Annotated in this window: 15 protein-coding genes; 6 read left to right on the forward strand and 9 right to left on the reverse strand. The window is 73.7% G+C overall.

The genetic code is table 11. The annotated features are described in order from the left end of the window. The first annotated feature begins 36 nt into the window (after positions 1-36). The 3 genes from ACFV8H_RS21500 (at position 37) to ACFV8H_RS21510 (ending at position 3,884) form a co-directional block, all read left to right on the forward strand. A complete protein-coding gene (locus tag ACFV8H_RS21500; RefSeq protein WP_380402177.1) occupies positions 37-1,833 on the forward strand; it encodes a beta-ketoacyl synthase N-terminal-like domain-containing protein in 1,797 nt (598 codons plus the stop codon). 2 nt (positions 1,834-1,835) lie between these two features. After that, positions 1,836-3,125 (forward strand): cytochrome P450, encoded by a 1,290-nt coding sequence (locus ACFV8H_RS21505; RefSeq protein ID WP_380402257.1) that lies wholly within the window; start codon positions 1,836-1,838, stop codon positions 3,123-3,125. A 63-nt stretch (positions 3,126-3,188) separates the two neighbouring features. Beyond that, positions 3,189-3,884: a formyltransferase family protein gene (locus tag ACFV8H_RS21510; protein WP_380402180.1), complete on the forward strand. Its 696-nt coding sequence runs from the start codon at positions 3,189-3,191 to the stop codon at positions 3,882-3,884. Between the two features lie 79 nt (positions 3,885-3,963). Here the strand turns inward: ACFV8H_RS21510 and ACFV8H_RS21515 are convergent, their stop codons facing one another. After that, complete coding sequence (locus ACFV8H_RS21515; protein ID WP_380402183.1) at positions 3,964-5,442, reverse strand: MDR family MFS transporter; 1,479 nt, start codon at positions 5,440-5,442, stop codon at positions 3,964-3,966. Between the two features lie 93 nt (positions 5,443-5,535). Between ACFV8H_RS21515 and ACFV8H_RS21520 the strand changes: the two genes are divergently transcribed. Further along, positions 5,536-6,105: a TetR/AcrR family transcriptional regulator gene (locus tag ACFV8H_RS21520; RefSeq protein ID WP_380402186.1), complete on the forward strand. Its 570-nt coding sequence runs from the start codon at positions 5,536-5,538 to the stop codon at positions 6,103-6,105. Between the two features lie 51 nt (positions 6,106-6,156). On the opposite strand, the gene ACFV8H_RS21525 is transcribed toward ACFV8H_RS21520, so the two are convergent. The 3 genes from ACFV8H_RS21525 to ddaH all read right to left on the reverse strand — a co-directional run bounded on the left by ACFV8H_RS21525 (position 6,157) and on the right by ddaH (position 10,030). After that, on the reverse strand, positions 6,157-7,083 hold the full coding sequence (locus ACFV8H_RS21525; protein ID WP_380402189.1) for a TauD/TfdA family dioxygenase: 927 nt from the start codon (positions 7,081-7,083) through the stop codon (positions 6,157-6,159). Then, positions 7,080-9,023, reverse strand: a complete 1,944-nt coding sequence (locus tag ACFV8H_RS21530; protein ID WP_380402192.1) for an amino acid adenylation domain-containing protein — start codon at positions 9,021-9,023, stop codon at positions 7,080-7,082. The genes ACFV8H_RS21525 and ACFV8H_RS21530 overlap by 4 nt, the downstream gene beginning before the upstream one ends. 146 nt (positions 9,024-9,169) lie before the next feature. Next, entirely contained in the window at positions 9,170-10,030 is an 861-nt protein-coding gene (gene ddaH, locus ACFV8H_RS21535; protein ID WP_380402195.1) for a dimethylargininase, read from the reverse strand. A 465-nt stretch (positions 10,031-10,495) separates the two neighbouring features. On the opposite strand from ddaH, the gene ACFV8H_RS21540 reads away from it, so the two are divergent. Both ACFV8H_RS21540 and ACFV8H_RS21545 read left to right on the forward strand, forming a co-directional pair. After that, positions 10,496-13,753 carry an amino acid adenylation domain-containing protein gene (locus ACFV8H_RS21540; protein WP_380402197.1) on the forward strand — a complete coding sequence of 1,086 codons (3,258 nt, stop codon included), beginning with the start codon at positions 10,496-10,498 and terminating at the stop codon, positions 13,751-13,753. 101 nt (positions 13,754-13,854) lie between these two features. Then, entirely contained in the window at positions 13,855-19,005 is a 5,151-nt protein-coding gene (locus tag ACFV8H_RS21545) for an amino acid adenylation domain-containing protein (protein WP_380402200.1), read from the forward strand. A 122-nt stretch (positions 19,006-19,127) separates the two neighbouring features. Here the strand turns inward: ACFV8H_RS21545 and ACFV8H_RS21550 are convergent, their stop codons facing one another. From ACFV8H_RS21550 to ACFV8H_RS21570, 5 genes are all read right to left on the reverse strand, one after another. Next, complete coding sequence (locus ACFV8H_RS21550) at positions 19,128-20,240, reverse strand: DUF6421 family protein (RefSeq protein WP_380402203.1); 1,113 nt, start codon at positions 20,238-20,240, stop codon at positions 19,128-19,130. 27 nt (positions 20,241-20,267) lie between these two features. Further along, positions 20,268-21,530, reverse strand: coding sequence for a class I SAM-dependent methyltransferase (locus ACFV8H_RS21555; protein WP_380402206.1), 1,263 nt, complete (start codon positions 21,528-21,530; stop codon positions 20,268-20,270). A gap of 33 nt (positions 21,531-21,563) precedes the next feature. Further along, positions 21,564-22,721: an acyl-CoA dehydrogenase family protein gene (locus ACFV8H_RS21560; protein WP_380402208.1), complete on the reverse strand. Its 1,158-nt coding sequence runs from the start codon at positions 22,719-22,721 to the stop codon at positions 21,564-21,566. After that, positions 22,721-22,999 carry a phosphopantetheine-binding protein gene (locus ACFV8H_RS21565; protein ID WP_375890467.1) on the reverse strand — a complete coding sequence of 93 codons (279 nt, stop codon included), beginning with the start codon at positions 22,997-22,999 and terminating at the stop codon, positions 22,721-22,723. Before ACFV8H_RS21565 ends, ACFV8H_RS21560 begins: the two co-directional genes overlap by 1 nt. Positions 23,000-23,106: 107 nt before the next feature. After that, positions 23,107-23,325, reverse strand: coding sequence for an MbtH family protein (locus ACFV8H_RS21570; RefSeq protein WP_375890468.1), 219 nt, complete (start codon positions 23,323-23,325; stop codon positions 23,107-23,109). Positions 23,326-23,653: the final 328 nt, after the last annotated feature.

Consider the following 23,653-nt stretch of genomic DNA (forward strand, 5'->3'; position numbering starts at 1 on the left):
GAGCCGCCCCACCCCACCACGGAGCAGGAGCCTTCCATGACCGACCACCCCGAGCAGGCCCCCGAGCAGGACTACGACCCGGGCGACGTGGCCGTCATCGGCATGTCGCTACGGGCCCCCGGCGCCCGTACCAAGGAACAGTTCTGGGACAACCTCGTCCACGGCCGGGAGTCGATCTCCTTCCTGGCCAAGGACGACATCCACGTCGACGAGACCCTGATCCACAGCCCCTTCTACGTGCGCGCCTGCGGCGTGCTGGACACCTACGACAAGTTCGACCCGTCGGTGTTCGGCATCAGCGACCGGATGGCCGCCGCGATGACCCCGGAGAACCGGCTGTTCCTGGAGAGCGCCTGGGAGTCGCTGGAGGACGGCGGCTACGACCCGGAGCGGCTGGACGCCGAGATCGGGATGTACGGCGCCAACAACCCGCAGACCGCCGCGCTCTACAGCTCCCCGCCGGACCGGGTGTCGGTCGGCCCGGAGGCGATCGAGGCCAGCCTGGCCTGGTCGCCGGACACCATGACCTCCAACGCCCTGTACTACCTGGGGCTCACCGGCGAGGCCGTCACCGTCGCGGCCGTCTGCGCGGGCTTCCACTACGCGGTGCACCTGGCCTGCCAGTCGCTGCTGCTCGGCCAGACCGACCTGGCGGTCGCGGGCGGCGCGATGGTGCGGCTGCCGCACCCGCGCGGCCACCTGTGGGAGGAGAACCGGATCCTGTCCCGGGACGGCCACTGCCGCCCCTTCGACGCCAACGGCACCGGCACCGCGCTGTCCAGCGGCGTGGTCACCGTGCTGCTCAAGCCGCTGGGGCACGCCGTCGCCGACCGCGACCACGTCTACGCCGTGGTCAAGGGCTCGGCCGTGAACAACAACGGGGTCAGCGCGATGGCCTACGGCCTGGCCCAGCCCGAGCGGCTGAGCGCCTGCATCGCGAGCGCCATGGAGGTCGGCGGCGTCGCCCCCGAGACGGTGGGCATGTACGAGGCCAACGGGCTCGGCCTGCCGATGACCGACGAGCTCGAAGTGCACGCGGCGACCATGGCGTTCGGCAAGCAGACCGCGACCACCTCGATCGGCGGGGTCAAGGGCAACGTGGGCCACGGCGGCGTGGTCTCCGGCGGCTTCGGGGCGGTCAAGGCCGCGCTGGCGCTGTACCACCGGCAGCTCCCGGCGACGATCAACCTGACCGAGGTCAACCCGGACCTCGACCTGCCCGGCACGCCGTTCGTGCCGCAGCTCGAAGGGGCGGACTGGGAGCCGGAGTCCGGCGTCCGCCGCGCGGGCATCACCTCGATCGGCGGCGGCGGCTACAACGCCCACCTGCTGCTGGAGGAGCCGCCGGCCCCGGCCCGGCGCGAGCCCGAGGAGGCGGGCCGGCCCCGGCTGGCCACCCTGTCCGCCCTGGACGACGAGACCCTGGCCCGCCAGCGCACCCGGCTCCGGGAGCGGCTGGCGGCCGACCCCACGCTGCGGCTGGACGACGTCTGCTACAGCCTCAACCTCGGCCGCAAGGTGCTGCCCCGCCGCTGGGCGGCCGTGGTGCGCAGCCGGGAGGAGCTGATCGCGGCGCTCGCCGGGGAGCCCGCGGGCGGCGTCGTCACCTCGACCGCCGCCGCCCCGGCCGTCGACCCGGGCGCGTTCGCCCGCACCGACCACGGCCTGGTACCGGCCGGCCGGGACGCCGGGGCGCTGGCCGAACTGGCCGCCGCCTGGGTGGGCGGCCGGCAGGTGGACTTCGACGCCCTGCACCGCGGCGAGGCCAGCCACCGGGTGCCGCTGCCCACCTACCCCTTCCAACCGCGCCGGTTCTGGCGCACGGACTGGTGACCGTGCGCACCCCGGCCCCCGGCCCGACCCCTGGCCCGGCCCCGGCGCTCGCCCCGGCCGCCGTGGACCTGGGCGACCCGGCCACCTTCGCCGACCCCGGCCTCGACCTCGACGGGTACTGGCGCACCCTGCGCGACACCGCGCCGCTGCACTGGAACCCCCCGGCCGACGGCCGGCGCGGGTTCTGGGTGCTCTCCCGGCACGAGGACATCCTGGCCACCTACCGGGACGACGTGCACTTCACCTCCGAGCGCGGCAACGTCCTGGTCACCCTGCTGGAGGGCGGCGACGCCGGGGCGGGCCGGATGCTGGCCGTCACCGACGGGCACCGCCACCACGAGCTGCGCAAGATCCTGCAACGGGTGCTCTCCCCACGGGTGCTGGACGAGGTCGCCACCACCGTCCGGGCCAACACCCGGCGGTGGATCCGCGCGGCGGTCGCCTCCGGCGGCTGCGACTTCGCCGAGCAGATCGCCGCCCGGATCCCGATGACCACCATCTGCAGCCTGCTGGGCGTGCCCGAGCAGGACCAGGACCACCTGCTCGGCCTCACCAGGGCGGCGCTCTCGGCGGACGACGAGGACGTCGACGAGGTCGACTCCGAGATGGCCCGCAACGAGATCCTGATGTACTTCATGGACGTCGTCGAGGAGCGCCGCGAGCACCCCGGCGAGGACGTGATCAGCATGCTGGTCGCCAGCTCGATCGACGGCGTGCCGCTGACCGACGAGGACGTGGTGCTCAACTGCTACAGCCTGATCATCGGCGGCGACGAGACCAGCCGGCTGACGATGATCGACTGCGTCCGCACCCTGGCGGCCCGGCCCGACCAGTGGCGGCGGCTCAAGCGGGGCGAGGTCGAGCTCGGGACGGCCGTGGACGAGGTGCTGCGCTGGGCCTCGCCCACCCTGCACTTCGGGCGCAGCGTCGTCCGGGAGACCGAGGTGCACGGCGTACGGCTGCGGCCCGGCGAGATCGTCACGCTCTGGCACGCCTCCGGCAACCGGGACGAGCGGGTCTTCGACCGGCCCGAGCGCTTCGACCTCGGCCGCACCCCCAACAAGCACCTGGCCTTCGGGTACGGCCCGCACTTCTGCGTGGGCTCCTACCTGGCCAAGGTGGAGATCGCCGAACTGCTCGGGGCGCTGCGGGACTTCACCACCGGCTTCGACCTGACCGCCGAGCCGCGGCCGATCCGCTCCAACTTCCTGACCGGGTTCGCCACCCTGCCGGTGCGCTTCGAGCCCGACCGCGCCGGGTTGGACGGGGCCGGACTGGACGGGGCCGACTGACGCGCCGACGCCGAAACCGAGACCCGACCCGACCCGACCCGACCAGTGAGCGCAGGAGGACGGTTGAACATCTACCTATCGGGACAAGGGGCGTTCGCGGTGCAGGTCGCGGAGGCCCTGCTGGACGGCGGACACAAGATCGTCGGTGCGGCCGCGCCCCGGCTGCGCAAGGGGCGGTCCGACGAGGCCGACGCGATGTGCTGGGACCGCGTGCGGGCCTGGGCGTTCCCCAGGGACATCCCCTGGACGGACTCGGCCGAACTGCGGGCGCGGCACGTCCCCGACGGGGTGGACGTCATCCTCGCCGCGCACTCGCACGCCTTCCTCGGCCGGGAGACCCGCGCCCGGGCCGCCGTCGCCACCATCGGCTACCACCCCAGCCTGCTGCCGCTGCACCGCGGCCGGGACGCGATCCGGTGGACGATCCGCGACGGCGACAAGGTGACCGGCGGGAGCGTCTACCACCTGACCGAGCGCACCGACGGCGGCCCGATCGCCGCCCAGCAGCACCTGTTCGTACCGCCGGGCTCGACCGCGCAGAGCCTGTGGCGCGACCACCTGGCGCCGCTCGGGGTGCGGCTGCTGCTCAAGGTGGTCGCCGACCTGGCCGCCGACCGGCGGATCGAGGTCCCCCAGGACGAGTCGCTGGCGACCTGGGAGCCCGCGATGGGCGCGCCGCCGTTGTTCAAGCCCGAGCTGATCGCGCTGCCCGGCGCGGCGCGGGTCGACGGCAGCCGGTGGGCGCTGCACGAGCACTGAGCCCGCACGGCGAAGAGCCGTCGGCCCCGTACCCGGAGGAGACGGGTGCGGGGCCGACGGCACTTCGGCCCTCGGTGCGTCAGTCCCCGGCACCGGCCCGAGCGGCGCCCTCGGCGGCGGGGCGGCCGGGCAGCAGCAGGCAGAGCGGCACGGCGGCGGCAGTGAGCGCCACCGACCACCAGAAGGCCTGGTCGAAGCCCTGGGCCAGGGCCGCCGGGGTACGGATGCCGCCGGTGCCGTGCTGGAGCACCACGGTGAGCAGCGCGATGCCCACCGAGCCGCCGATCTGCTGGGCGACCCTGGTGATGATGCTGGCGTCCGGGATCTCGGCGCGCTCCAGGCCGGCGAAGGCGGCACCGGCCGGGGCGATCATGGCGGCGCCGAGCGCGAGGCCGCGGACGAACAGGGCCGCCGCCAGCGGGAGCAGACCGGTGTCGGCGCCGACGAAGGCGAACGGCACGGTGGCGGCGGCGACCAGGGCGAAGGCCGCCGGCGAGACCCGGCGGGGGCCGAAGCGGTCGGTGTAGCGGCCGGCCAGGCCGCGGGCCAGCAGCGCGCCGACGCCCTGCGGGATGAGCAGCAGGCCGGCGCCGAGCGCGTCCTGCCCGCGCAGCTGCTGGAAGTACAGCGGCAGCAGCAGCATCGGCCCGTACAGGGCGACGCCGCCCAGGAAGAGCAGGGTGGCGGAGGAGGCCACCGAACGGTGGCGGAACAGCCGCACGCCGACCAGGGCGCCCTCGGGGCGGGCCAGCGCCCGGGCGGTGAAGCCGGCGACCAGGGCGAGCCCGCCGAGCAGCGGGACGAGCACCTCGACGGTGGCGAAGCCGCCCCGGCCGTCGACCCGGGAGAGGCCGTAGATCACGGCGGCGCAGCCCGGGGAGAGCAGCAGCATGCCGAGCACGTCCGGCCGGGCGCGCGGCCGGTCCGGGCCGGGGCGGTCGTCGGGCAGGTCGCGGCGGGCGAGCAGCACGCCGACGACGCAGAACGGGATGTTGACGAGGAACAGCCAGCGCCAGTCGGCGAAGTGCAGGATCAGTCCGCCCAGCACCGGGCCGAGGATCGGGCCGAGCGCGGTGGGCACGGTGATGATCGCCATCACCTTGCCGGTGTTGCGCCCCTTGGCGGCCTGCATCAGCAGGGTGCTGACCAGCGGCATCATCAGCCCGCCGGCGACGCCCTGGACGACCCGGAAGGCGATCAGGGAGGCCGCGTCCCAGGCCAGGGCGCTGAGCACGGAGCCCAGCAGGAAGCCGAGGAGGGCGGCGATCCAGAGCCGGCGGCCGCCGAACCGCGCCTGGGCCCAGCCGGCCAGCGGGATGGTGACGAACACGGCGAGCAGGTAGCCGGTGCCCACCCACTGGACGGTGGAGAGCGGGGCGTGCAACCGCTCGGCGAGGTCGTCGAGGGCGACGCTGACGATGGTGGTGTCGAAGACGACGGCGAGGGCGCCGGTGATCAGGGTGACGGCCAGCCGCCACACGGCGGGGTCCACCCGGTCGGGGCCGGACGACGTGGCGGCGGGTGCGGCGGCGGGGTCGGTGCGGTGGGGGGTGCCCACGACGGCTCCTTTAGATACAGAGTTCTATCTTACGGCGGCCAGAGTAGGGCGCTAGGATAAGAAAGACAAGTCTTCCTAACGGAGGGATCGGCGATGGCCGAGCGACGCCGCGGGCCGGCACTGGAGAAGGCGCTGCTCGACGCGGCCTGGGCGGAACTCGCCGACCACGGCTACGCCCGGTTCACCATGGACGCCGTCGTCAAGCGCGCCGGCACCAGCCCGCCCGTCCTCTACCGGCGCTGGTCCAACCGCGACGAACTGGTCCGCGCCGCCATCGTGCACGCCGTCCGGGGGGCCCGGATCGACACCCCCGACACCGGGAGCCTGCGCGGGGACGTCCTCACCCTGATGCGGGAGATCAACACCACCCGGGTCGAACTCATCACCGTGGTGCAGATGCACCTGGCCGGCTACCGCCAGGAGTCCGGCACCAGCCCCGCCGACCTCGTCGACCCCCTGGTCACCGGTCGCGCCGAAGCGCTCGACCTGCTCTTCGAACGCGCCGCCGCCCGCGGCGAGGTCGACCCGGCCAGGCTCACCCCCCGGCTCAAGTCGCTCCCCTTCGACCTGCTGCGCCTCCAGATCCTCACCACGTTCGCGCCCGCGCCCGACGACGTCCTGGAGGAGATCGTCGACACCCTCTTCCTGCCCCTGCTGCGCTGACCGCGGACGGCGGCCCGCCGGACCGCCCCGACGACTCGGCCGCTCAACCGCTCAACCGCTCAGCGGCTCGGCCATGGCGACGGCGACCCGGCGGGGCGGGGTGAAGGGCTCGCGGGCGTGGGCGGTCAGCATGTTGTCGAGCATGACGACGTCGCCCTCCCGGTAGTCGAAGCGCGTCGCGGCCTTGCGGTAGCAGTCCCGCACGTGCGCCATCACGTCGTCCGGGATCCGGCCGCCGTCGCCGTAGTAGGTGTTGTTGGGCAACTCCTCGGCGGCGAAGAGGGCTTCGAGGCCGGCCCGGACACCGGGCGAGAGGGTGGAGAGGTGGAACATCGCCGCGTGGTTGAACCAGACCGGCTCACCGGTCCCCGGGTGGGTCCGGACGGCGTCGCGGACCACCCGGGTGCGTAGGGTGCCGTCGTCGAGCCACTCGGGCTCGATCCGGTTGGCCGCGCAGTAGGCCGCCACCTCGTCCCGGTCGGTGGTCCCGAAGACGTCCTGCCAGGGCAGGCCGAAGCCGGGGCCGAAGTTGCGCACCAGCATCCAGCGCCGCCGGGTGAAGTCGGCCAGCACCTCCGGGTCGAGCAGCCGGAGGATCTCCCGGCAGTCGGCCAGCGGGGTCGCGCCGCGGTCGGCGGGCGGCTGGACGCAGTGGAAGAACAGCGTCATCGGCCAGGAGGCCTGGTACGAGTTCTCGTTGTGGAAGAAGATCTCCTCCCGGGCCGGGTGCTCGGTCGAGGTGTAGACCCCGCCCTGGATCCGGCTGCGCGGGGACGACTTCTCCTGGTACGGGAGCGGCGGGCCGGCCAGTCGGCGGACGGTCTCCTCGAAGTCCTCGACGCCCCGCAGCGCGAAGCCGCGCAGCAGCACGGCCCCGTGCTCGCGGACCAGGTCCCTGATCCGCGCCCGGTACTGCCGCGCGTGGTCGACCAGCAGGGTCTCCGCCCGCTCCGGCTCGATCCGGTACGGGAGCGTCATCGGGCGCTCACCGCCGACGCGGGCCGCGCGGACCCCGGCTCCTGGTCCTGCTCCTGGTCCTGCTCCGGCTCCGGCTCCGGCTCCAGGGCCGCGCTGAGCGAGCGGATCGTCGGGTGGTCGAGCAGCATCCGGCTCTCCAGCCGGATCCCCAGCCTGGCCGCGCGGCCCGCCACCAGCAGGGTGGCGACCGAGTCGCCGCCGACGTCCAGGAAGTGGTCGTCGATCCCGACCTCGTCCAGGCCGAGCACCTCCTGCCAGATCCCGGCCAGCGCCTGCTGCACCGGGGTGACCGGCGGGGCGCTCGGGCCGGAGGCCTCGACGGGGGCGTCCGGGAGGCGGGAGCGGTCCACCTTGCCGTTCGCGGTCAACGGCAGGTCCTCCACCGGCACCACCACCGAGGGCACCAGGTAGCCGGGCAGTACCTCGCGGGTCCAGGCCCGGATCGCCTCCGGCTCCGGCCGCGCCCCGGGCCGGCCGGTCACGAAGGCGATGATCCGTCGGGTCTCCCCGACGTCCCGGACCACGGCGGCCGCGGCCGCCACCTGCTCGTGCCGCTGGAGCACCGCCTCGATCTCCCCCGGGCTGACCCGGTGGCCGTTCACCTTCGCCTCGTCGTCCAGTCGGCCGACGAACTCCACCGAGCCGTCCGGGAGGTAGCGTCCCGCGTCGCCGGTCCGGTAGAGCCGGCTGCCGGGCGGCCCGTACGGGTCCGGGACGAAGTGCCCGGCGGTCGGGCCGGGCAGCCCCGCGTACCCGCGTGCCAGGCCCGCTCCCCCGATGTGGATCTCCCCGGTGGCCCCGACCCCGGCGATCCCCAGGTCCGGATCCAGCACGTACTGGCGGACGTTGGCGATCGGCCGGCCGATCGGCACGGCCGGTCCGGCCGGGAGCGGATCGGACACGAAGGCGGCCGAGGAGCCCACCGTGGCCTCGGTCGGGCCGTACTCGTTGACCACCCGCAGCTGCGGCATCCGCTCCAGCCACGGGCGCACCAGCTCGGTCGGCAGCGCCTCCCCGCCCACCACGAAGGTGCCGACCGCGGGGGTGTGGAAGGACAGCGGGAGGGCGTGCTCCAGCATCCGCAGGTGCGCCGGGGTGAGCTTGACCAGGTCGAACCGGACGCCCTGGCGCAGCAGTTCGGCCAGTTCGTCGACCCCCTGGCCGTCCGGGACGATCCGGACGCCGGCGCCGGTGACCAGCGGGGCGAGCAGGCCGGTGAGCGTCAGGTCGAAGGTGAGCGGGGTGTGCAGCGCGGCGCCCTCGGCGGCGGGGTCGCCGCTCAGGTAGGCGCGGGCGGCGTGGTCCACGTAGTTGGCGAGCGCCTGCTGCTCGATCAGCACGCCCTTCGGCCGGCCGGTGGAGCCGGAGGTGTAGAGCACGTAGGCGAGGTGGTCCGGCCGGACCGCGACCGGCTCCAGCGGGCGGCCGCCGCCGTGGTCCACGTCCAGCACCGGGACCGCCCCGCCGTCGAGGAGCGCGGCGGTGCGGGCGTCGCCGACGGCGGCGCAGGGTTCGGCGTCCGCGAGGACGGCCCGGATCCGCTCCTTCGGCCACTCCGGGTCCAGCGGCACGAAGGCGGCGCCGGCCCGCAGCACCGCGAGCACCGCGGCGACCAGGGCGGGCGAGCGCGGCAGGCAGATCGCGACCCGCTGCTCCGGCCGGGCCCCGACGGCGTGCAGTCGGCCGGCCAACTCACCGGCCCAGCTGTCCAGTTCCGCGTAGTCGAGGTCGCCGATGCCGGTCAGCAGGGCGGGGCGCCCGCCGTCCCGCTCGGCCCAGCGTGCGAAGCGTCGGTACACCGGCTCGGCCGTCGGGACGGCGGGCCCGGCGGAGAGTTCGGCCAGCCGTTCCGCCGTGACGGCCGGTGCGGCGGTGATGTCGTGTTCGGCCCTGTCGGGCTCGGCTCTGTCGGGCTCGGCTCTGTTCTGCTCGGCCTGCAACGCGGACTCCTCATTCCTCCCACGCCCCGGTCCGGCCGGGGTCGTTCGGCGAGTTGACTCGACTGCTCGACTGCACGGCGGGGCGGGTGCACGGCGGGGGGACCGCTCGACCGGGCGGCGACGCCCCGGCGGCTCAGCCCCGCGGCTCAGCCCTGCGGCTCGGGCCGCAGTTCGAGGGTGCAGCACTTCGCGGCGCCGCCCGCCTTGAGGAGCTCGGTGGTGTCCACCCCGACCGGGTTGAAGCCGCGCTCCCGGAGCTGCTCGATCAGGCCGGCCGCCGCCTGCGGCAGCACCACGTTGAGGCCGTCCGAGAAGGCGTTGAGGCCGAACACCGCGGCGTCCTGGGCGTCGGCGAGGATCGCGTCCGGGAAGAGGGTCTCCAGAACGGAGCGGCTGCCGGGGGTGAAGGCCGCCGGGAAGTACATCACCTCGGTGTCGGACAGCACCGAGAGCGCGGTGTCCAGGTGGTAGTGCTCGGGGTTGACCAGGGTCAGCGAGGTGACCGGCAGCCCGAAGAACTCCTGCGCCTCGTAGTGCGAGCGCTGGTCGGTGCGGAAGCCGGTGCCGGCCAGGATCCGCCGCCCGACCGGCAGGTAGTCGCCCTCGCCCTCGTTGACGAACTCGGGCCACAGCACCTCGCGGTAGCCCTGCTGGACGAACCAGGCCAGGTACGCCGGCCCCTCGGCGGTCCGTTCGACGTGCCGGAACCGGGCCCCGAGGACCTTGCCGTCCACCACCGTCGCGCCGTTGGCGGCGAAGACCATGTCCGGCAGGCCGGGCACCGGCTCGATCACCTCGACGGTGTGGCCCAGCGACAGGTACACCTCGCGCAGCCGCTCCCACTGGAGCAGCGCCGACTCGCGGTCCACCGGCTTCTCGGGGTGCATCCACGGGTTGATGGAGTACGTCACGTCGAAGTGCTGCGGACGACACATCAGGAGTCGGCGCGGGGTGGCCCTTCGGGCCGTCGGCCGTATCGGCTCGGGCTGAGTACCGCCACTGGACACAGGGATCTCCTCTGCGATGGTGGTTTCAGGAGAGGGAAAAGGGTGCCGGGTCGCCGTGCGGACCGCGGCGCCGGTGGGGGTTCACGAGGGCCAGGTCACGAAACGCCGCCGCCGCAACGATCCTGACATGTCATCGGCAAGCCCACAATCACCCGACCCTAGCAGTCGACCTGCCCATTGTCCCGGGTGTTCATGCCACGAACGGCCGACCGGACTCCGCCGCTCCGCCCCTCCGGCGGGCGGTCCGCCCCCCGCGACCCCGGCGACATACCGGGCACAACCGCTCCGTTACCCCTCCAACCGCCCCAGGGGGGATCAATGATCCGGGGCCTTGACTTTCCCGGGCGTCAGTCAATAGCTTGCGCCGGAGTGCCCAGATGCCCCGAACCGCGCAATCACGACCCGGCATCGCCGAACTCCACCGGAATTCCGGCGATCCGCGGGAAGGAAAGGTCGGACCGCCGGATGACGAACCAGGACACCGGGACCGGAACTCCGGCCGAGGAACAGCACCCCGCCCTCCGGGAGATCCCGCTCGCCCACCCCCAGGAACGCCTCTGGTTCCTGCACCAGCTCCACCCGGACGTGCCGGTGTACAACGAGCCGGCCGCCTACGGAATCACCGGCGAACTCGACGTCCCGGCACTCACCGAGGCGATCCGCGCGCTGGTCGGGCGGCACGAGCCGCTCCGGACCGGATTCGCCGTCCGGGGGGACCGGCCGGTCCAACTGATAGCCGACGAACTGCCCTTCGAACTCCCGGTGGAAAACCTCGGAACGGATGCCGGGGCGGTCCTGCGCAGGCTTTCCGAAGCCGCCTCGCAACCCTTCGACCTGAGCCGCCCCGGGCTTTTCGACATCCGGCTGGCGAAGCTGTCCGAAAACCACCACATCCTGTACCTCAACCTCCACCACCTCATCACGGACGGCCAGTCCGGCCGACTTCTGATCGACGAGATCGGCCGCTCCTACCGGCACGCGAAAGCCGGTCGCCCGCCGATTTCCGAGCCGCTCGCGGTGAGTTATTCACGGTATTCGGTGCAACAGCGCGAGCGCCTCGCCGGCCCGGCGGCCGAAGCCGACCTGGCGTCCTGGGAGTCGACGCTGACCGGCGTTCCCGGCCTGCTCCGGCTGCCCGCCGACCGCCCGCGCGGGGCCACCCAGGACTTCGCCGGGAGCGACGTCCGCTTCAAACTCTCCGGTTCGTCCACGCAACGCCTCACCGAAGTCGCCAAACAGCACAACGCCTCGCACTACATGGTCCTGCTCGCGGCGTTCACCCTCCTGCTGCACCGGTACTCGGGACAGCAGTCCCTCGTGGTCGGCACCCCGGTCGCGAACCGGCCGGGCGATGGCCTGGAACAGACCCTCGGCTTCTTCGTCAACACCCTCCCGATCCGCAGCGACCACACCCCCGGGCAGACCTTCGCCGACTACCTGGGCGCGCTGCGCGAGACCTGCCTGGACGCCTTCGCCCACCAGGAGACCCCGTTCGACCACATCGTCCAACGGCTCGGGCTGCAGGGCGAACTGAGCCACGCACCGCTGGTGCAGACGGTCTTCGCGTACAACCACACCCAGCACCGCCCGCACCTGGACGGCCTGGAGGTCCGCCCGCTCGACGTGCGCACCGCGACCGCCCGGTACGAGCTCGGCCTCTACCTGGACCGCTCCCCGCAGGGCGGCCTGGACGGCCGGTTGGAGTTCGCCACCGCGCTCTTCGACCGCACCACGGTGGCCCGGCTCGCCGAGAACTACCGGACGCTGCTGGACGGGCTGTTGGCCGACCCCGACCGGCCGCTGGAGGCGTACGAGCTCTGCTCGCCCGCCGAGCGCGCCCTGATCGCCCGCGGGAACCGCACCGGCGCGCAGTTCCCGGAAGAGCGCTGCGTGCACGAGTTGTTCGAGGCGCAGGCCGCCCGCACCCCGGACGCCGTCGCGGTGAGCGCGGCGGACGGCGAGCTGACCTACCGTGAACTGGACCGCCGCGCCTCGGCCCTGGCCGAGCACCTGCGCGGGCGCGGGGTCGGCGCGGACCAGTGCGTCGGCGTGTTCGTCGAGCGCTCGGTGGCCCTGGTGGTGGCCCTGCTCGGCATCCTCAAGGCCGGCGGCGCCTACCTGCCGCTCGACCTGGCGGCGCCCCGCGCCCGGCTGGAGCAGATCCTGCGGGACGCCCGCGCCCGGGTGGTGCTGACCGGCAGCGTGCCACTGGAGCCGTTCGACGACATCGAGCCGATCGGCCCGCTGCCGGACCGGTCCCCGGCGGACGGCCCCGAGCGCCCCGAGCACCCCGACCGACCCGCCCCGGCGGCCCACCCTGAGCACCTGGTCTCGGTGTACTACACCTCCGGCTCCACCGGGGCCCCCAAGGGCGTGGCCAACCGGCACCGCGGCTGGGTCAACCGGCTGACCTGGATGCAGCGCCGGCACGCCCTGCGACCGGGCGAGACGGTGCTGCACAAGACCACCCTCACCTTCGACGACTCCGCCCTGGAGATCTTCTGGCCGCTGTCCGTCGGCGGCCGGGTGGCGGTGCTGCCGCCCGACCTGCACCGCGACCCGCAGGCCATCGTCGAGGCCCTGGCCCGGCACCGCTCGGTGTACCTCCAGGTCGTCCCCAGCATGCTCAACTCCGTGCTGGACGTGGTGGAGCAGCGCGGCGCCGCCGGACTGGAGGCGCTGCGCGGCACCACCTCCAGCGGCGAGGCGCTGTCCCCCGGCACCGTGCGGCGGTTCCGCGCGCTGATGCCCGGCGAGCTGCACAACACCTGGGGCGCCACCGAGGTCTCCATCGACTCCACCCACCACACCTGCACGGCCGAGGACCTCGCCGGCGCCGGGCCGGTCAGCCTGGGCCGGCCGTTCGACAACAACACCGTCCACGTGCTGGACGCCTCGCTCCGGCCGGTCCCGATCGGCGTCGTCGGCGACCTGTACATCGGCGGCGCCGGGCTGGCCCGCGGCTACGCCGGCGACCCGGCCCGCACCGCAGCCGCCTTCCTCCCGCACCCCTCGGTGGCCGGCGAGCGGCTCTACCGCACCGGCGACAAGGGCCTGTTGCGGTCGGACGGGCGGCTGGAGTTCGTCGGCCGCACCGACCACCAGGTCAAGATCCGCGGCATGCGGGTGGAACTGGGCGAGATCGAGGCGGTGCTGGAGGGCCACCCCGGGGTGAAGGAGGCGGTCGTCCTGGTCCACGAGGGCGAGAACGGGCTGCGCCGCCTGGTCGCCTACGTGACCGCGCTGCGGCCCGACCGGCGGCCCTCGCCCGAGGAGGTGCGCGCCCACGTCGGACAGCGGCTGCCGGAGTACATGGTGCCCTCCTTCGTCACCGTCCAGGACCGCTTCGAGGTGACCGCCAACGGCAAGATCGACCGCGGCGCGCTGGCACCCCCGGAGCGCCTGCTGGACGACGCCGGGGCCCCGGGCGAGCCCTGCGAGGGGCCGGTCGAGGCCTTCGTCGCCGACATCTGGCGCGACCTGCTCGGCCTGACCCGGATCGGGGCGCTGGACGGCTTCTTCGCCCTGGGCGGCAACTCCCTGGTCGCCACCCGGTTCGTCTCCCGGGTGCGCCAGCGGGCCGGCATCGACCTGCCGCTGATGTCGGTCTTCACCAAGCCGACACTGCGCGAACTGAGCGCGGAGGTCGAGCAGCTGCTGGTGCGACGGCTGGAGGAGATGACCGAGGCCGAGGCCGGGGAGCTGCTGCGGCAGCTGTCCTGACCGTGGGCCACCCGACCGCCGGCCCACCGGGCGAGCGGGCCGGCGGTCCGACCACTTCTCGACCGTTTCTCGACCGTTTCTCGACCATGGGGGAGAGCGTCATGCCTGACGAGCCATCCGGCACGGGACTGACCGGACTCAAGCGCGACCTGCTGCGCCGGATCCTCTCCGGCGACGGTGCACCCGATCCCGCCGGAGGACTGCGCCGCCGACCCCGGGAGGGCCGGATCCCGGCCTCCGCGGCGCAGCGGCGGCTCTGGTTCATCGACCACCTGAACGAGTCCAGCACCTCCTACAACGTGCCGTTCGCGCTGCGGATCTCCGGCCCGCTGCGGGAGGACGCCCTGTGGTGGGCCTTCGACGCGCTCCTCGCCCGGCACGAGGCCCTGCGGACCACCTTCGGCTTCACCGGCGAGGAGCTGTTCCAGGAGATCGCGCCGTCCGTGCGGGTGGCCCGGAACCACCACGACCTGCGCGGGCTGCCGGAGGCGGAACGCGGGCGGGCGGCCGAGGAACTGATCGCCGAGGCGGCCCGGCGGCCGTTCCGGCTGGACGGCGAACCGCTGCTGCGCGTGGTGCTGATCCGGGTGGGGGACGAGCTCTGCCACGCCGTGGTCAACCTCCACCACATCGTCACCGACGGCTGGTCCGAGGGCATCCTCTTCCAGGAGCTGGGCGTCCTCTACTCGGCCCGGGTGCGGGGCGAGGAGCCCGAACTTCCGCCGACCGGGCTCCAGTACGCGGACTACACCGGCTGGGAGGCCGAACCCGAGGCCCGGGACCTGTACGAGCAGCAGCTCGGCTACTGGCGCGAGCGGCTCAAGGACGTCCCCGCCGGGCCCGCCCTGCCGACGGACCGGCCGCGCCCGGTCGAGCCGAGCATGCGCGGGGCCTCGGTGCCGGTCGCGGTGCCGGCGGACCTCCAGGCGGCCCTGCGGCGCTGGGAGGGCGGCGACCGGGCCTCGCTGTTCACCGGCGCGGTCGCGGTGCTCGCCCAACTGCTGCACCGCTACGGCGGCGAGGACACCGTGGTGATCGGCGTACCGGTGGCCAACCGGGCCCGCCGCGAGCTGGAGCCGGTGGTCGGGTTCTTCTCCAACACCGTCGCCCTGCGGGTCGACCTCGCCGACGGGCCCACCCAGGCCGAGCTGCTGGACCGGGTCCGGACCGTCTCGGTGGAGGCGCTGTCCCACCAGAACGTCCCGTTCAACCAGGTCGTGGAGGCGCTCGGGCTCCAGCGCGCCCCGGGCAGCAATCCGGTCTTCCAGGTCATGTGCTCGGTCAACCAGGCCACCGCACCGCCGACCCTGGCGGACTGCGGGGTCGAGCTGGTGGACCTCGACAACGACACCGCCAAGTTCGACCTGGAGCTGGTCGTCACCTACGACCGGGACCGGGTCGACTGCCGCTTCGAGTACGCCACCGACCTGTTCGACCGCGCGACCGTGGAGCAGCTGGCCGGGCACTTCCGGCTGCTGCTGGCCGCGTTCCTGGAGCGGCCGGGGTCCCGCGCCGGGGACCTCGCCCTGGGCGGCGACGGCGCCGGTGGGGTGCCGGAGGACGGGGTGGCGCCGGAGGACGGGGTGGTACTCACCGACCGGTACGGCCGGCCGTGCCCGGTCGGCGTGTTCGGCGCCGTGACGGTGGCGGGCGTGCCGGACGGCCGCACCGCCCGGCGGCTGCGCGACGGCACCCTGGAGTACCGGGACGAGCCCTCCGCCGCCGCCCCGGCGCCGGCGCCGGCCCCCGCCGCGCAGGCCCCGCGGACCGGCACCGAGCGGCGGCTGGCCGCGATCTGGAGCCAGGTCCTCGACGGCGGCACGCCCGGCCGGGAGCAGGACTTCTTCCGTACCGGCGGCGACTCGCTGCTGGCCACCAAGGTGGTCGCCCGGGTGCGCCGGGCCTGGGGGATCAAGCTGTCGGTCCGCCAGATGCTGCGCTCCCCCACCCTGGGCGCGCTGGCCGCCGAGATCGACCGGCTGGTCGCCGAGCGGGGCGCGGAACCGGCCCCCCAGCCGTCCGGGCCGGCCCCGGTGGCGCGTCCGGCGACGCTGCCGCTGTCGCTCGCCCAGCGCGGCATCTGGTTCAACAACCAGGTCGAGGGCCAGAGTTCCTACTACCACATGCCGCTGGCGCTGCGGCTGACCGGTCCGCTGGACCGAGCGGCGCTGCACGCGGCGCTCGGTGACGTGATCGCCCGGCACGAGAGCCTGCGCACGGTGTTCCCGGTCCGCGACGGCGAGCCGTGCCAGCTGGTGCGGGATCCGTCCGAGCCCGCGCTGCCGCTGCTCCCGGTCGCGGCCGGGGACCTCGACGCGGCGCTGCGCGCGGCCGCGGCCCGGCCCTTCGACCTGAGCGGCGAACCGCCGGTGCGGGCCTGCCTGTTCGAGGTCGGCGCCGAGGACCACCTGCTGCTGATCGTGATCCACCACATCGCCTGCGACGGCCTCTCCTGGCAGCCGCTGTGCGAGGACCTGTCGACGGCCTACGCCGCCCGCAGGGCCGGGGCCGCGCCGCGCTGGGAGCCGCTGCCGCTGCAGTACCCGGACCACGCCCTGTGGCAGCACGACGCGCTGGGCTCCGCGACGGACCGCGACAGCGGGCTGGCCCGGCAGCTCGCGCACTGGACCGGGCGCCTGGCCGGGCTGCCCGAGGAGCTGCCGCTGCCGGCCGACCGGGTGCGCCAGGCCACCGCCGACTACCGGGGCGACACCGTCCCGCTCGCCGTCCCGGCCGCGCTGCACCGGGCGGTCGGCGAGCTGGCCGGCTCCGCCGGGGCCAGCGTCCACATGGTGGTGCAGGCGGCGCTGGCCGCCCTGTTGACCCGGATGGGCGCGGGCGGGGACATCCCGCTGGGCACGGCGGTCGCGGGCCGCTCGGAGGTGTCCCTGGAGCGGCTGGTCGGCTGCTTCATCAACACCGTCGTGCTGCGCACCGACACCTCGGGCGACCCGAGCTTCGCGGCGCTGCTGGAGCGGGTGCGGGAGACCGACCTGGCCGCCTACGCGAACCAGGACGTCCCCTTCGACCTGCTGGTGTCCGCCCTGAACCCGGCCCGCCAGCCGGGCCGCAACCCGCTGTTCCAGGTCCTGCTGTCGGTCGCGGGCCGGCCCGAGGCCAGCCCGGAGCTGGCCGGGCTCCGGGTGGAGCCGGTGCTGTTCGAGCTGCCGGTCTCCCCCTTCGACCTGGACTTCTCGCTGACCGAACAGCAGGGCGCGGACGGCGGCCCGGCCGGTCTGCTGGGGCACGTCACCTACAACACGGCGCTGTTCGACCGGCGGACCGTCGCCGCGCTGGCCGAGCGGTTCACCACCCTGCTCGCGTCGGCCGTCGCCGAACCGGCCCGGCCGCTGTCCGAGCTGGAGCTGCTCCCGGCGGCCGAGCGCCGACGGATCCTGGAGGACTGGAACAGCACCGGCGCCGGCGTCCCCGCGGTGACGCTGGCGGCGCTCTTCGAGGCCGCCGCCGCCCGGGCCCCGCAGGCGCCGGCCCTGGAGTTCGGCGACACCCGGCTGACGTACCGGGAGCTCGGCGCGCGGGCCAACCGGCTGGCCCGGCTGCTGATCGGGCGCGGGATCGGCCCGGAGCAGTTCGTCGCCGTGGCGCTGCCGCGCGGGGTCGAGCTGGTGGTGGCGGTGCTCGCGGTGGCCAAGGCCGGGGCGGCGTTCATCCCGGTCGACCCGGGCTACCCGGCCGAGCGGATCGCGTTCATGCTGGCGGACGCCGGTCCGGCCCTGGTGGTCACCACCGCGGACTCCGGACTGCCGGACACCGGGCTGCCGGAGAGCGGGACGGCCCGGCTGGTGCTGGACGAGCCCGCCACTGCGGAGCTGCTGGCCCGACAGCCGGACGCCGATCCCACCGACGCCGACCGGACGGCCCCGCTCGACCCGCTCAGCCCCGCCTACGCGATCTACACCTCGGGCTCGACGGGTGTCCCCAAGGGCGCCGTGATGCCGCACACCGGTCTGCTCGCGCTGAGCGACCAGATGGCCGCGCGGCTGCGGATCGACCACGGCTCCCGGGTGCTCCAGGTGTCCACGCCGAGCTTCGACGCCTGGGTGCTGGAGCTGCTGATGGCCTTCCCGATCGGGGCGGCCCTGGTGGTGGCCCCGCCGGGCCCGCTGGCCGGCGAGGAGCTGGCGGACTTCCTGCGCGGGCGGCGGATCACCCATGCCTTCCTCGCCCCGACCCGGCTGGCCACCGTGCCCCCGGTCGAGCTGCCCGCGCTGGTCGGCCTGGCCAGCGGCAGCGAGGTGCTGCCCGGCGACCTGGTCGGCCGCTGGTCGCCCGGGCGCCGGATGATCAACATCTACGGAGCCACCGAGTCCACCGTCATCTCCACCACCACCGGCCCGCTCTCCGGCGACGGCGTGCCCACCCTGGGCGGGCCGAACCTGGACGCCCGGGTGTACGTGCTGGACGAGGCGCTGCGGCCGGTGCCGCCGGGCGTCCCCGGGCAGGCCTACCTGGCCGGCACCGGGCTGGCCCGCGGCTACCTGCACCGCCCCGTCCTGACCGCCGACCGCTTCGTGCCCTGCCCGTTCGGGGCGCCGGGCGAGCGGATGTACCGGACCGGGGACGTGGTGCGCTGGACGCCGGACGGCGAGCTGATGTTCGTCGGCCGGGCCGACGACCAGGTGAAGCTGCGCGGTCTGCGGATCGAGCTGGGCGAGGTCGAGTCGGCGGTCGGTTCGCACCCCGCGGTGGCGCACGCCGTCGCCGTGGTGAGCGGCTCCGCGACGGGCGACCGGCTGGTCGCGTACGCCGTGCCGATGGCCGGGACGGCGGTGGACGGCCCCGCGCTGCGCGAGCACGCCGCCCGCACCCTGCCCGACTTCATGGTGCCCTCGGCCGTGGTGGTGCTGGACGCCTTCCCGCTGCTGCCCAACGGCAAGGTGGACCGCGGTGCGCTGCCGGCCGCGCCGGAGCCGGAGGAGGAGTACACGGCGCCGCGCACGCCCGTCGAGGAGACGCTCGCCGGGATCTGGCAGTCCGTCCTCGGGGTCGACCGGATCGGCGTGCACACCGACTTCTTCCGGCTCGGCGGGCACTCCCTGATGGCCACCCAGATCCTGAGCCGGATCCGCTCCTCGCTGGGGGCCGCGGTCCCGCTGGTGCGGTTCTTCGAGCACGCGACGATCGCCGAACTGGCCGCCGAGGTGGACCGGGCAGGGCAGTCGGGCGGGGCGGAGCCGGTGGTGGTCCGACGCCGTCGGACCGTGCTGACCGACACCGCCCGGCCGGAGTGACCGGACGGACCCCGGAAACGACCGGACCGGCCCGCGGCGGGAGCTGCGGGCCGGTCCGTCGGTGTCCCGTCCGGGCGGGGGTCGTGCGGGACGTGCGGGCGGTGCGGGGGCCGTACGGGGGCTCAGAGGCCCAGGCGCTGCTTGACCTCGGCGAAGAACGGGATGTGCCGGTAGTCCTTGGCCTGCGGGTCGTAGTCGGTGTAGCGGTTGGTGAACTCCAGCAGCCCGGCGCGCACCCGCTCCAGCGGCTCGGTGCGGATCCGCCGCTCGATCGCCCGGATCTCGCCCAGGAAGGCTGCCAGCACCGCCGGCAGCTCCGGGGCCAGCTCGATCAGGCCGTCGCGCAGCCGGATGCCCCGGTGCTCCGTCAGGTAGCTGAACAGCAGTTGGGAGGCGACGGCGTCGTAGTTGGGGCGCGGGATGCCCTCCACCGCGTAGCGCAGCAGCCGCTCGGCGAGGATGTACTCGTAGGCGGCCCGGGCCTGTTGCTCGGGCAGCTGCGCGTCGTCGAGGCAGACCAGCATGGCCGAGACGTCCACCCGGAGCTCCTCCAGCCCGGCCAGCGGCTTGAGCTTCTTCGCGTCCAGGAACTCCGGGATCGGCAGGTCGCCCTGCCGGTGGTGGTACTCGTGCAGCCGGACCCACCAGGAGGAGGCGGCCTCGACGACGTGGTCGGGGGCGCCCTGGATCCGCGGGAAGCTGCCCGGTGCCATCACGGCGTCGATCATCTTCCGGGTGATCCGGTTGTGGCGCTCGACGAACTTGTCGATGAAGTAGAAGATCAGGTCGTCCGGGTCCTGCCGGCCGTCGAGGTGGTTCTCCGGGAACAGGGCGACGACCACCCGGGACTTGAAACCCTCCGACTTCGCGAGCAGGTTGACCGGCCGGGTGTTGCTGGCGTACCGGACGGCCAGGTGCGGGTCGGTCGGCAGGGTCCGGTACGCCAGGTAGTCGAGCGAGAGCTTCGGGAAGTACGAGGCGTCGAAGAACGAGAAGACGTGGTTGTCGCGCTCCTCGTTGATGTGCGCCTTGGTCGCGCGGAGCCGGGAGCCGTCCGGGCTGTCCCGCAGGTCGGCCAGGAAGGCCCGGACGATCGGCTGGCGGCTCAGCTCGGCGCTGTCCGCCAGCTCCTTGGCCAGCCGCTCCAGGAACACCGGGTCCCTCGGGTCCGCGACCGGCTGCAACCGGCGGCGCAGGGCGTTCACTTCGGCGATCACCGGCGCTACGGGGTCCACGACTGGTTCTCCTCTCCGCGCGGCCGGTCAGCCGGCCGGTGTGACGGTCAGGTGCGGGAACTCCGAGGTGGTGAGCATGATCCGGGCGCGCTGGACGGCGTTGAAGCCGGTGCCGTACCCCAGCCCGGTGAGGATCTCCCGGCCGGTGCGGCGGCCGTCCGCGGCCTCCTGGATCGCCTTGACCTCGGGCCAGGCGGGCCAGGCGGCCACCTCGGAGGCGTTCGGGTCGGGGTGGTACGCGCCGTCCCGGTCCAGGACGTGGCGGTGGCGCACGGCCTTCGGGCGGTCGAGCACGCCGTCCAGGAACATCCGGTTGCGGTCGGCGTCCGAGACCCTGGTGCCCGTGCCGGCGCGGTCGGGGCGCAGGTAGAACCAGAGCATCGGCGAGTTGTCCAGGTGCAGCAGGTTCACCAGCTGCCAGCGCGCCAGGTCGTCCAACCGCTCGTACGGGGCCAGCAGTTCGGGGTCGGTGAGCTCCGTAGTCCAGAGGAACCGACGGCGCATCTTGTCGAAGCCGTTGACCTTCGGGGCCTCCAGCAGCAGGCCGCACTCGCGGGCCAGCCCGGCCAGCGAGTCGACGTCGTAGGAGGTCTCGCAGGGGTTCATCCAGCGGTCCGCCCAGGCGGGTTCGGGGCTGCGCCGGGTGTCCTCCAGGTGCTTCGTCATGGTGCTCTCGACCTGGAGCGAGCCGGCCAGGCTCCGGGCGAGGGCGTACCGCTCGCGGTGGCCGTGCTCGGACTCGGGGGCCAGGATCCGCAGGGCCGCCTGGAAGGACTCGGCCTCCCGGCGGTGGAAGCGGTTGTAGACCATGAGTTCGAGCACGCCGTCGTCCCGCACCGCCGCGGACAGCCGCTCCAGGCAGCGCCGCGGCTCCGGGTTGTGGTGGATCACCCCGGTGCAGACGACCAGGTCGAACTCCCGGTCGTACCCGGCCTGGGTGATGCCCTGCTGCACCAGCCGCAGGTTGGTCACCCCGAGCTGCTCGGCGTTCTGCCGGCAGATGGCGAGCGACTCCGCGGAGACGTCGGTGCCGAGCACCTCGGCCGCGGGGAACTGGAGCGCCGTGATCAGCGCCTGGTTGGTCCCGCAGCCGGCGACCCAGATCCGGCGGATCGGCCCGAGGCCGGCCCGGCCGGTCTCCTGGCGGATCAGGGCGGCGTGGAAGTCGGGGTCGCTCATCCGGTCGAAGTAGACCGGCTTCCACGGGTAGGGGAACGTCCCGTAGAACTCGGAGACGGTGTTCTCGTGCCCGATCAGCCCGTGCGGCGTCGACACTTGTGCTACTCCCATTCGCTCAGGGTTGCGGTGCGGATCGGCGGCCGATCAGATCAGGGTCACCGAGCGGTCGAGCAGGGACAGCGCTCCGATGCCCACCCGCAGGCCGTCGTTGGCGTGGGTCAGGCTGGCCGACCGCAGGTCGCGGAAGTGCCGCTCCAGGGGGATCGGGGCGTCCTGGAGGTAGCCCAGCCGCAGTCCGCCCAGCTGCACCATGTTGTCGACCGCCCGGAAGGCCAGGTCGGAGGTGGCCACCTTGAGGGCGTTGAGCTGGAGTTGGGTCCGCGGGTGGGCCAGCGAGCGGCCCTCGGCGCGGGCCAGGTCGACCTCCTCGCGGACCCGGGTGAGGTAGGCACTGGCGAGTTCGAGGTCCACCCGGATCCGGGCGAGCCGCTCGTGGAAGAGGTCGGAGGCGCCGTCGGCCCGGCCGGACTTCCAGAGGAAGCGCACCAGTTCGCTCAGCGCGCCGCGGGCGGCGCCCAGCCAGCAGGCGGCCCAGGCGAGGTGCGAGACCGGGATCATGCTCTCCCGCGCCACGTCGGCGAAGCGGCCGGAGCCGCCGATGACGTTCCGGGCCGGGGCGCTGCCCTTGATGACCATCCCGACGCTCTCGGTGGCCCGCATGCCGAGCGCGTTCCACTCGCCGGTGGTCGCCAGTTCCAGGTCCGCGCGGTCGGCGTAGACCAGCGAGACCTCGTGCTCCGAGGCCTCCGCGCCGGCCCGCATGCTGATCAGGTAGCCGTCGGCGTGCGCGCCGCCGGTCACCACCGGGGCGATCCGGTCGATGCCGACCCGGTCGCCGTCGGGGACCAGCGGGCTGTGGGCGGTGAACAGGCTGGCGCCCCGGCCCTGTTCGCTGGTGACGGAGGCGATGAAGAGCTCCTCCGTACCGATCCGGGTGAGCAGGTCGGCCTTGAGCTCCGCGCTGCCGTACCGGACCACCGCGTCGACGTGCGACACGTGCATCGCCCAGATCTGGGCGGTGGACAGGCAGGCGCCGGCCAGTTCCTGCGCGACCTCGGTCCACAGTCGGGTGGAGGCGCCGGAGCCGCCGTACTCCTGCGGGACGGTCAGGCTGAGCAGCCGGTGCTCGCGCAGGGTCTCCAGCGACGCGGCCGGGAAGGCCGCGAGCCGGTCGGACTCGGCGGCCTGTTCGCGCAGGACCGGCAGGATCCCGGCCACGAGCTCGGCCGCGGCCGCCGTCATCAGCCGTCCTTCCGAACCGCGTGGCCCGCCTGGGCGAGGGTTTCGGAAACCTCGGCCCACAGCGTGGCGGGCGTCGCGAAGATCTGGAAGTTGAGCAACTCGAAGGCGAACTCGACGTCGTACTCACGCTCCAGCTGCATCATCAGCTGGACGATTCCGATGGAGGTGAGACCGGCTCCCGAGAGATCCAGATCAGGAACCAGTTCGGCGCCACCGGAAATCCCGGGGACGACCTTCAGGAGTACTTTCTCGAAACGGTCGTCCCATGGCCTGCTCACGGTGTTGCCCCTCCCGCTGTACGGAAAACCATCGCTGCTTCTGGTGAATGCGACTGAATTCGGCCGCGCGATTCAGGACGCGTCGGCCGGCGACCCCGAGGTGGATTTCAGGAGGTCTCGCCGGCCATTGCCCGGCGCAGACTCAGCGGACGCATGTCGGTCCACACCTCGGCGATGCGGTCGAGGCATTCCTGCTTGGTCCCGGTGAACCCGGGCGCGGTCCAGCCGGCCGGCGGGGTGCTCTCCGCAGGCCAAACCGAGTACTGCTCCTCGTGGTTGACGACGACCTGGTAGGACCGGAGGTCCTCGTCGCTCTGCTCGCTCACGTGTCCCTCTTTCCGATCAAGGCCTGCCCCCGCACACCCGTCGACACGTATTTCCGCCCGGGTTCCTCATCGGCCGATCGAACGGCCGGGCAATCCGGCAACGGCGGGGCCGAACGCCTCGCGGCGGCCATAAGTCCGGTTCCGGGCAGGGGCTTCGATGCCAATGATCCTCTCCGCGTCCCACCCCGCTGTCAATGGTCGGAAGAGAAGTAGGGACGCCCGGACCGGGGCCCGCCCGGGCCGATATCCATATCCATCCCAACCGGGACAGAACCGCACTATTCCGACCCGCCACCCCAACTCCCGTGGCACACCCGGAAAACGGCTG

The sequence above is a fragment of the Kitasatospora sp. NPDC059827 genome, assembly GCF_042731675.1.
Classification (GTDB): domain Bacteria; phylum Actinomycetota; class Actinomycetes; order Streptomycetales; family Streptomycetaceae; genus Kitasatospora.

Excerpts from the sequence above, each read along its gene's own strand:
- ACFV8H_RS21555 (WP_380402206.1), bottom strand. The coding sequence starts at position 21,530 with ATGGGAGTAGCACAAGTGTCGACGCCGCACGGGCTGATCGGGCACGAG.
- ACFV8H_RS21520 (WP_380402186.1), top strand. The coding sequence starts at position 5,536 with ATGGCCGAGCGACGCCGCGGGCCGGCACTGGAGAAGGCGCTGCTCGAC.
- ACFV8H_RS21500 (WP_380402177.1), top strand. The coding sequence starts at position 37 with ATGACCGACCACCCCGAGCAGGCCCCCGAGCAGGACTACGACCCGGGC.
- ACFV8H_RS21540 (WP_380402197.1), top strand. The coding sequence starts at position 10,496 with ATGACGAACCAGGACACCGGGACCGGAACTCCGGCCGAGGAACAGCAC.
- ACFV8H_RS21560 (WP_380402208.1), bottom strand. The coding sequence starts at position 22,721 with ATGACGGCGGCCGCGGCCGAGCTCGTGGCCGGGATCCTGCCGGTCCTG.
- ACFV8H_RS21525 (WP_380402189.1), bottom strand. The coding sequence starts at position 7,083 with ATGACGCTCCCGTACCGGATCGAGCCGGAGCGGGCGGAGACCCTGCTG.
- ACFV8H_RS21545 (WP_380402200.1), top strand. The coding sequence starts at position 13,855 with ATGCCTGACGAGCCATCCGGCACGGGACTGACCGGACTCAAGCGCGAC.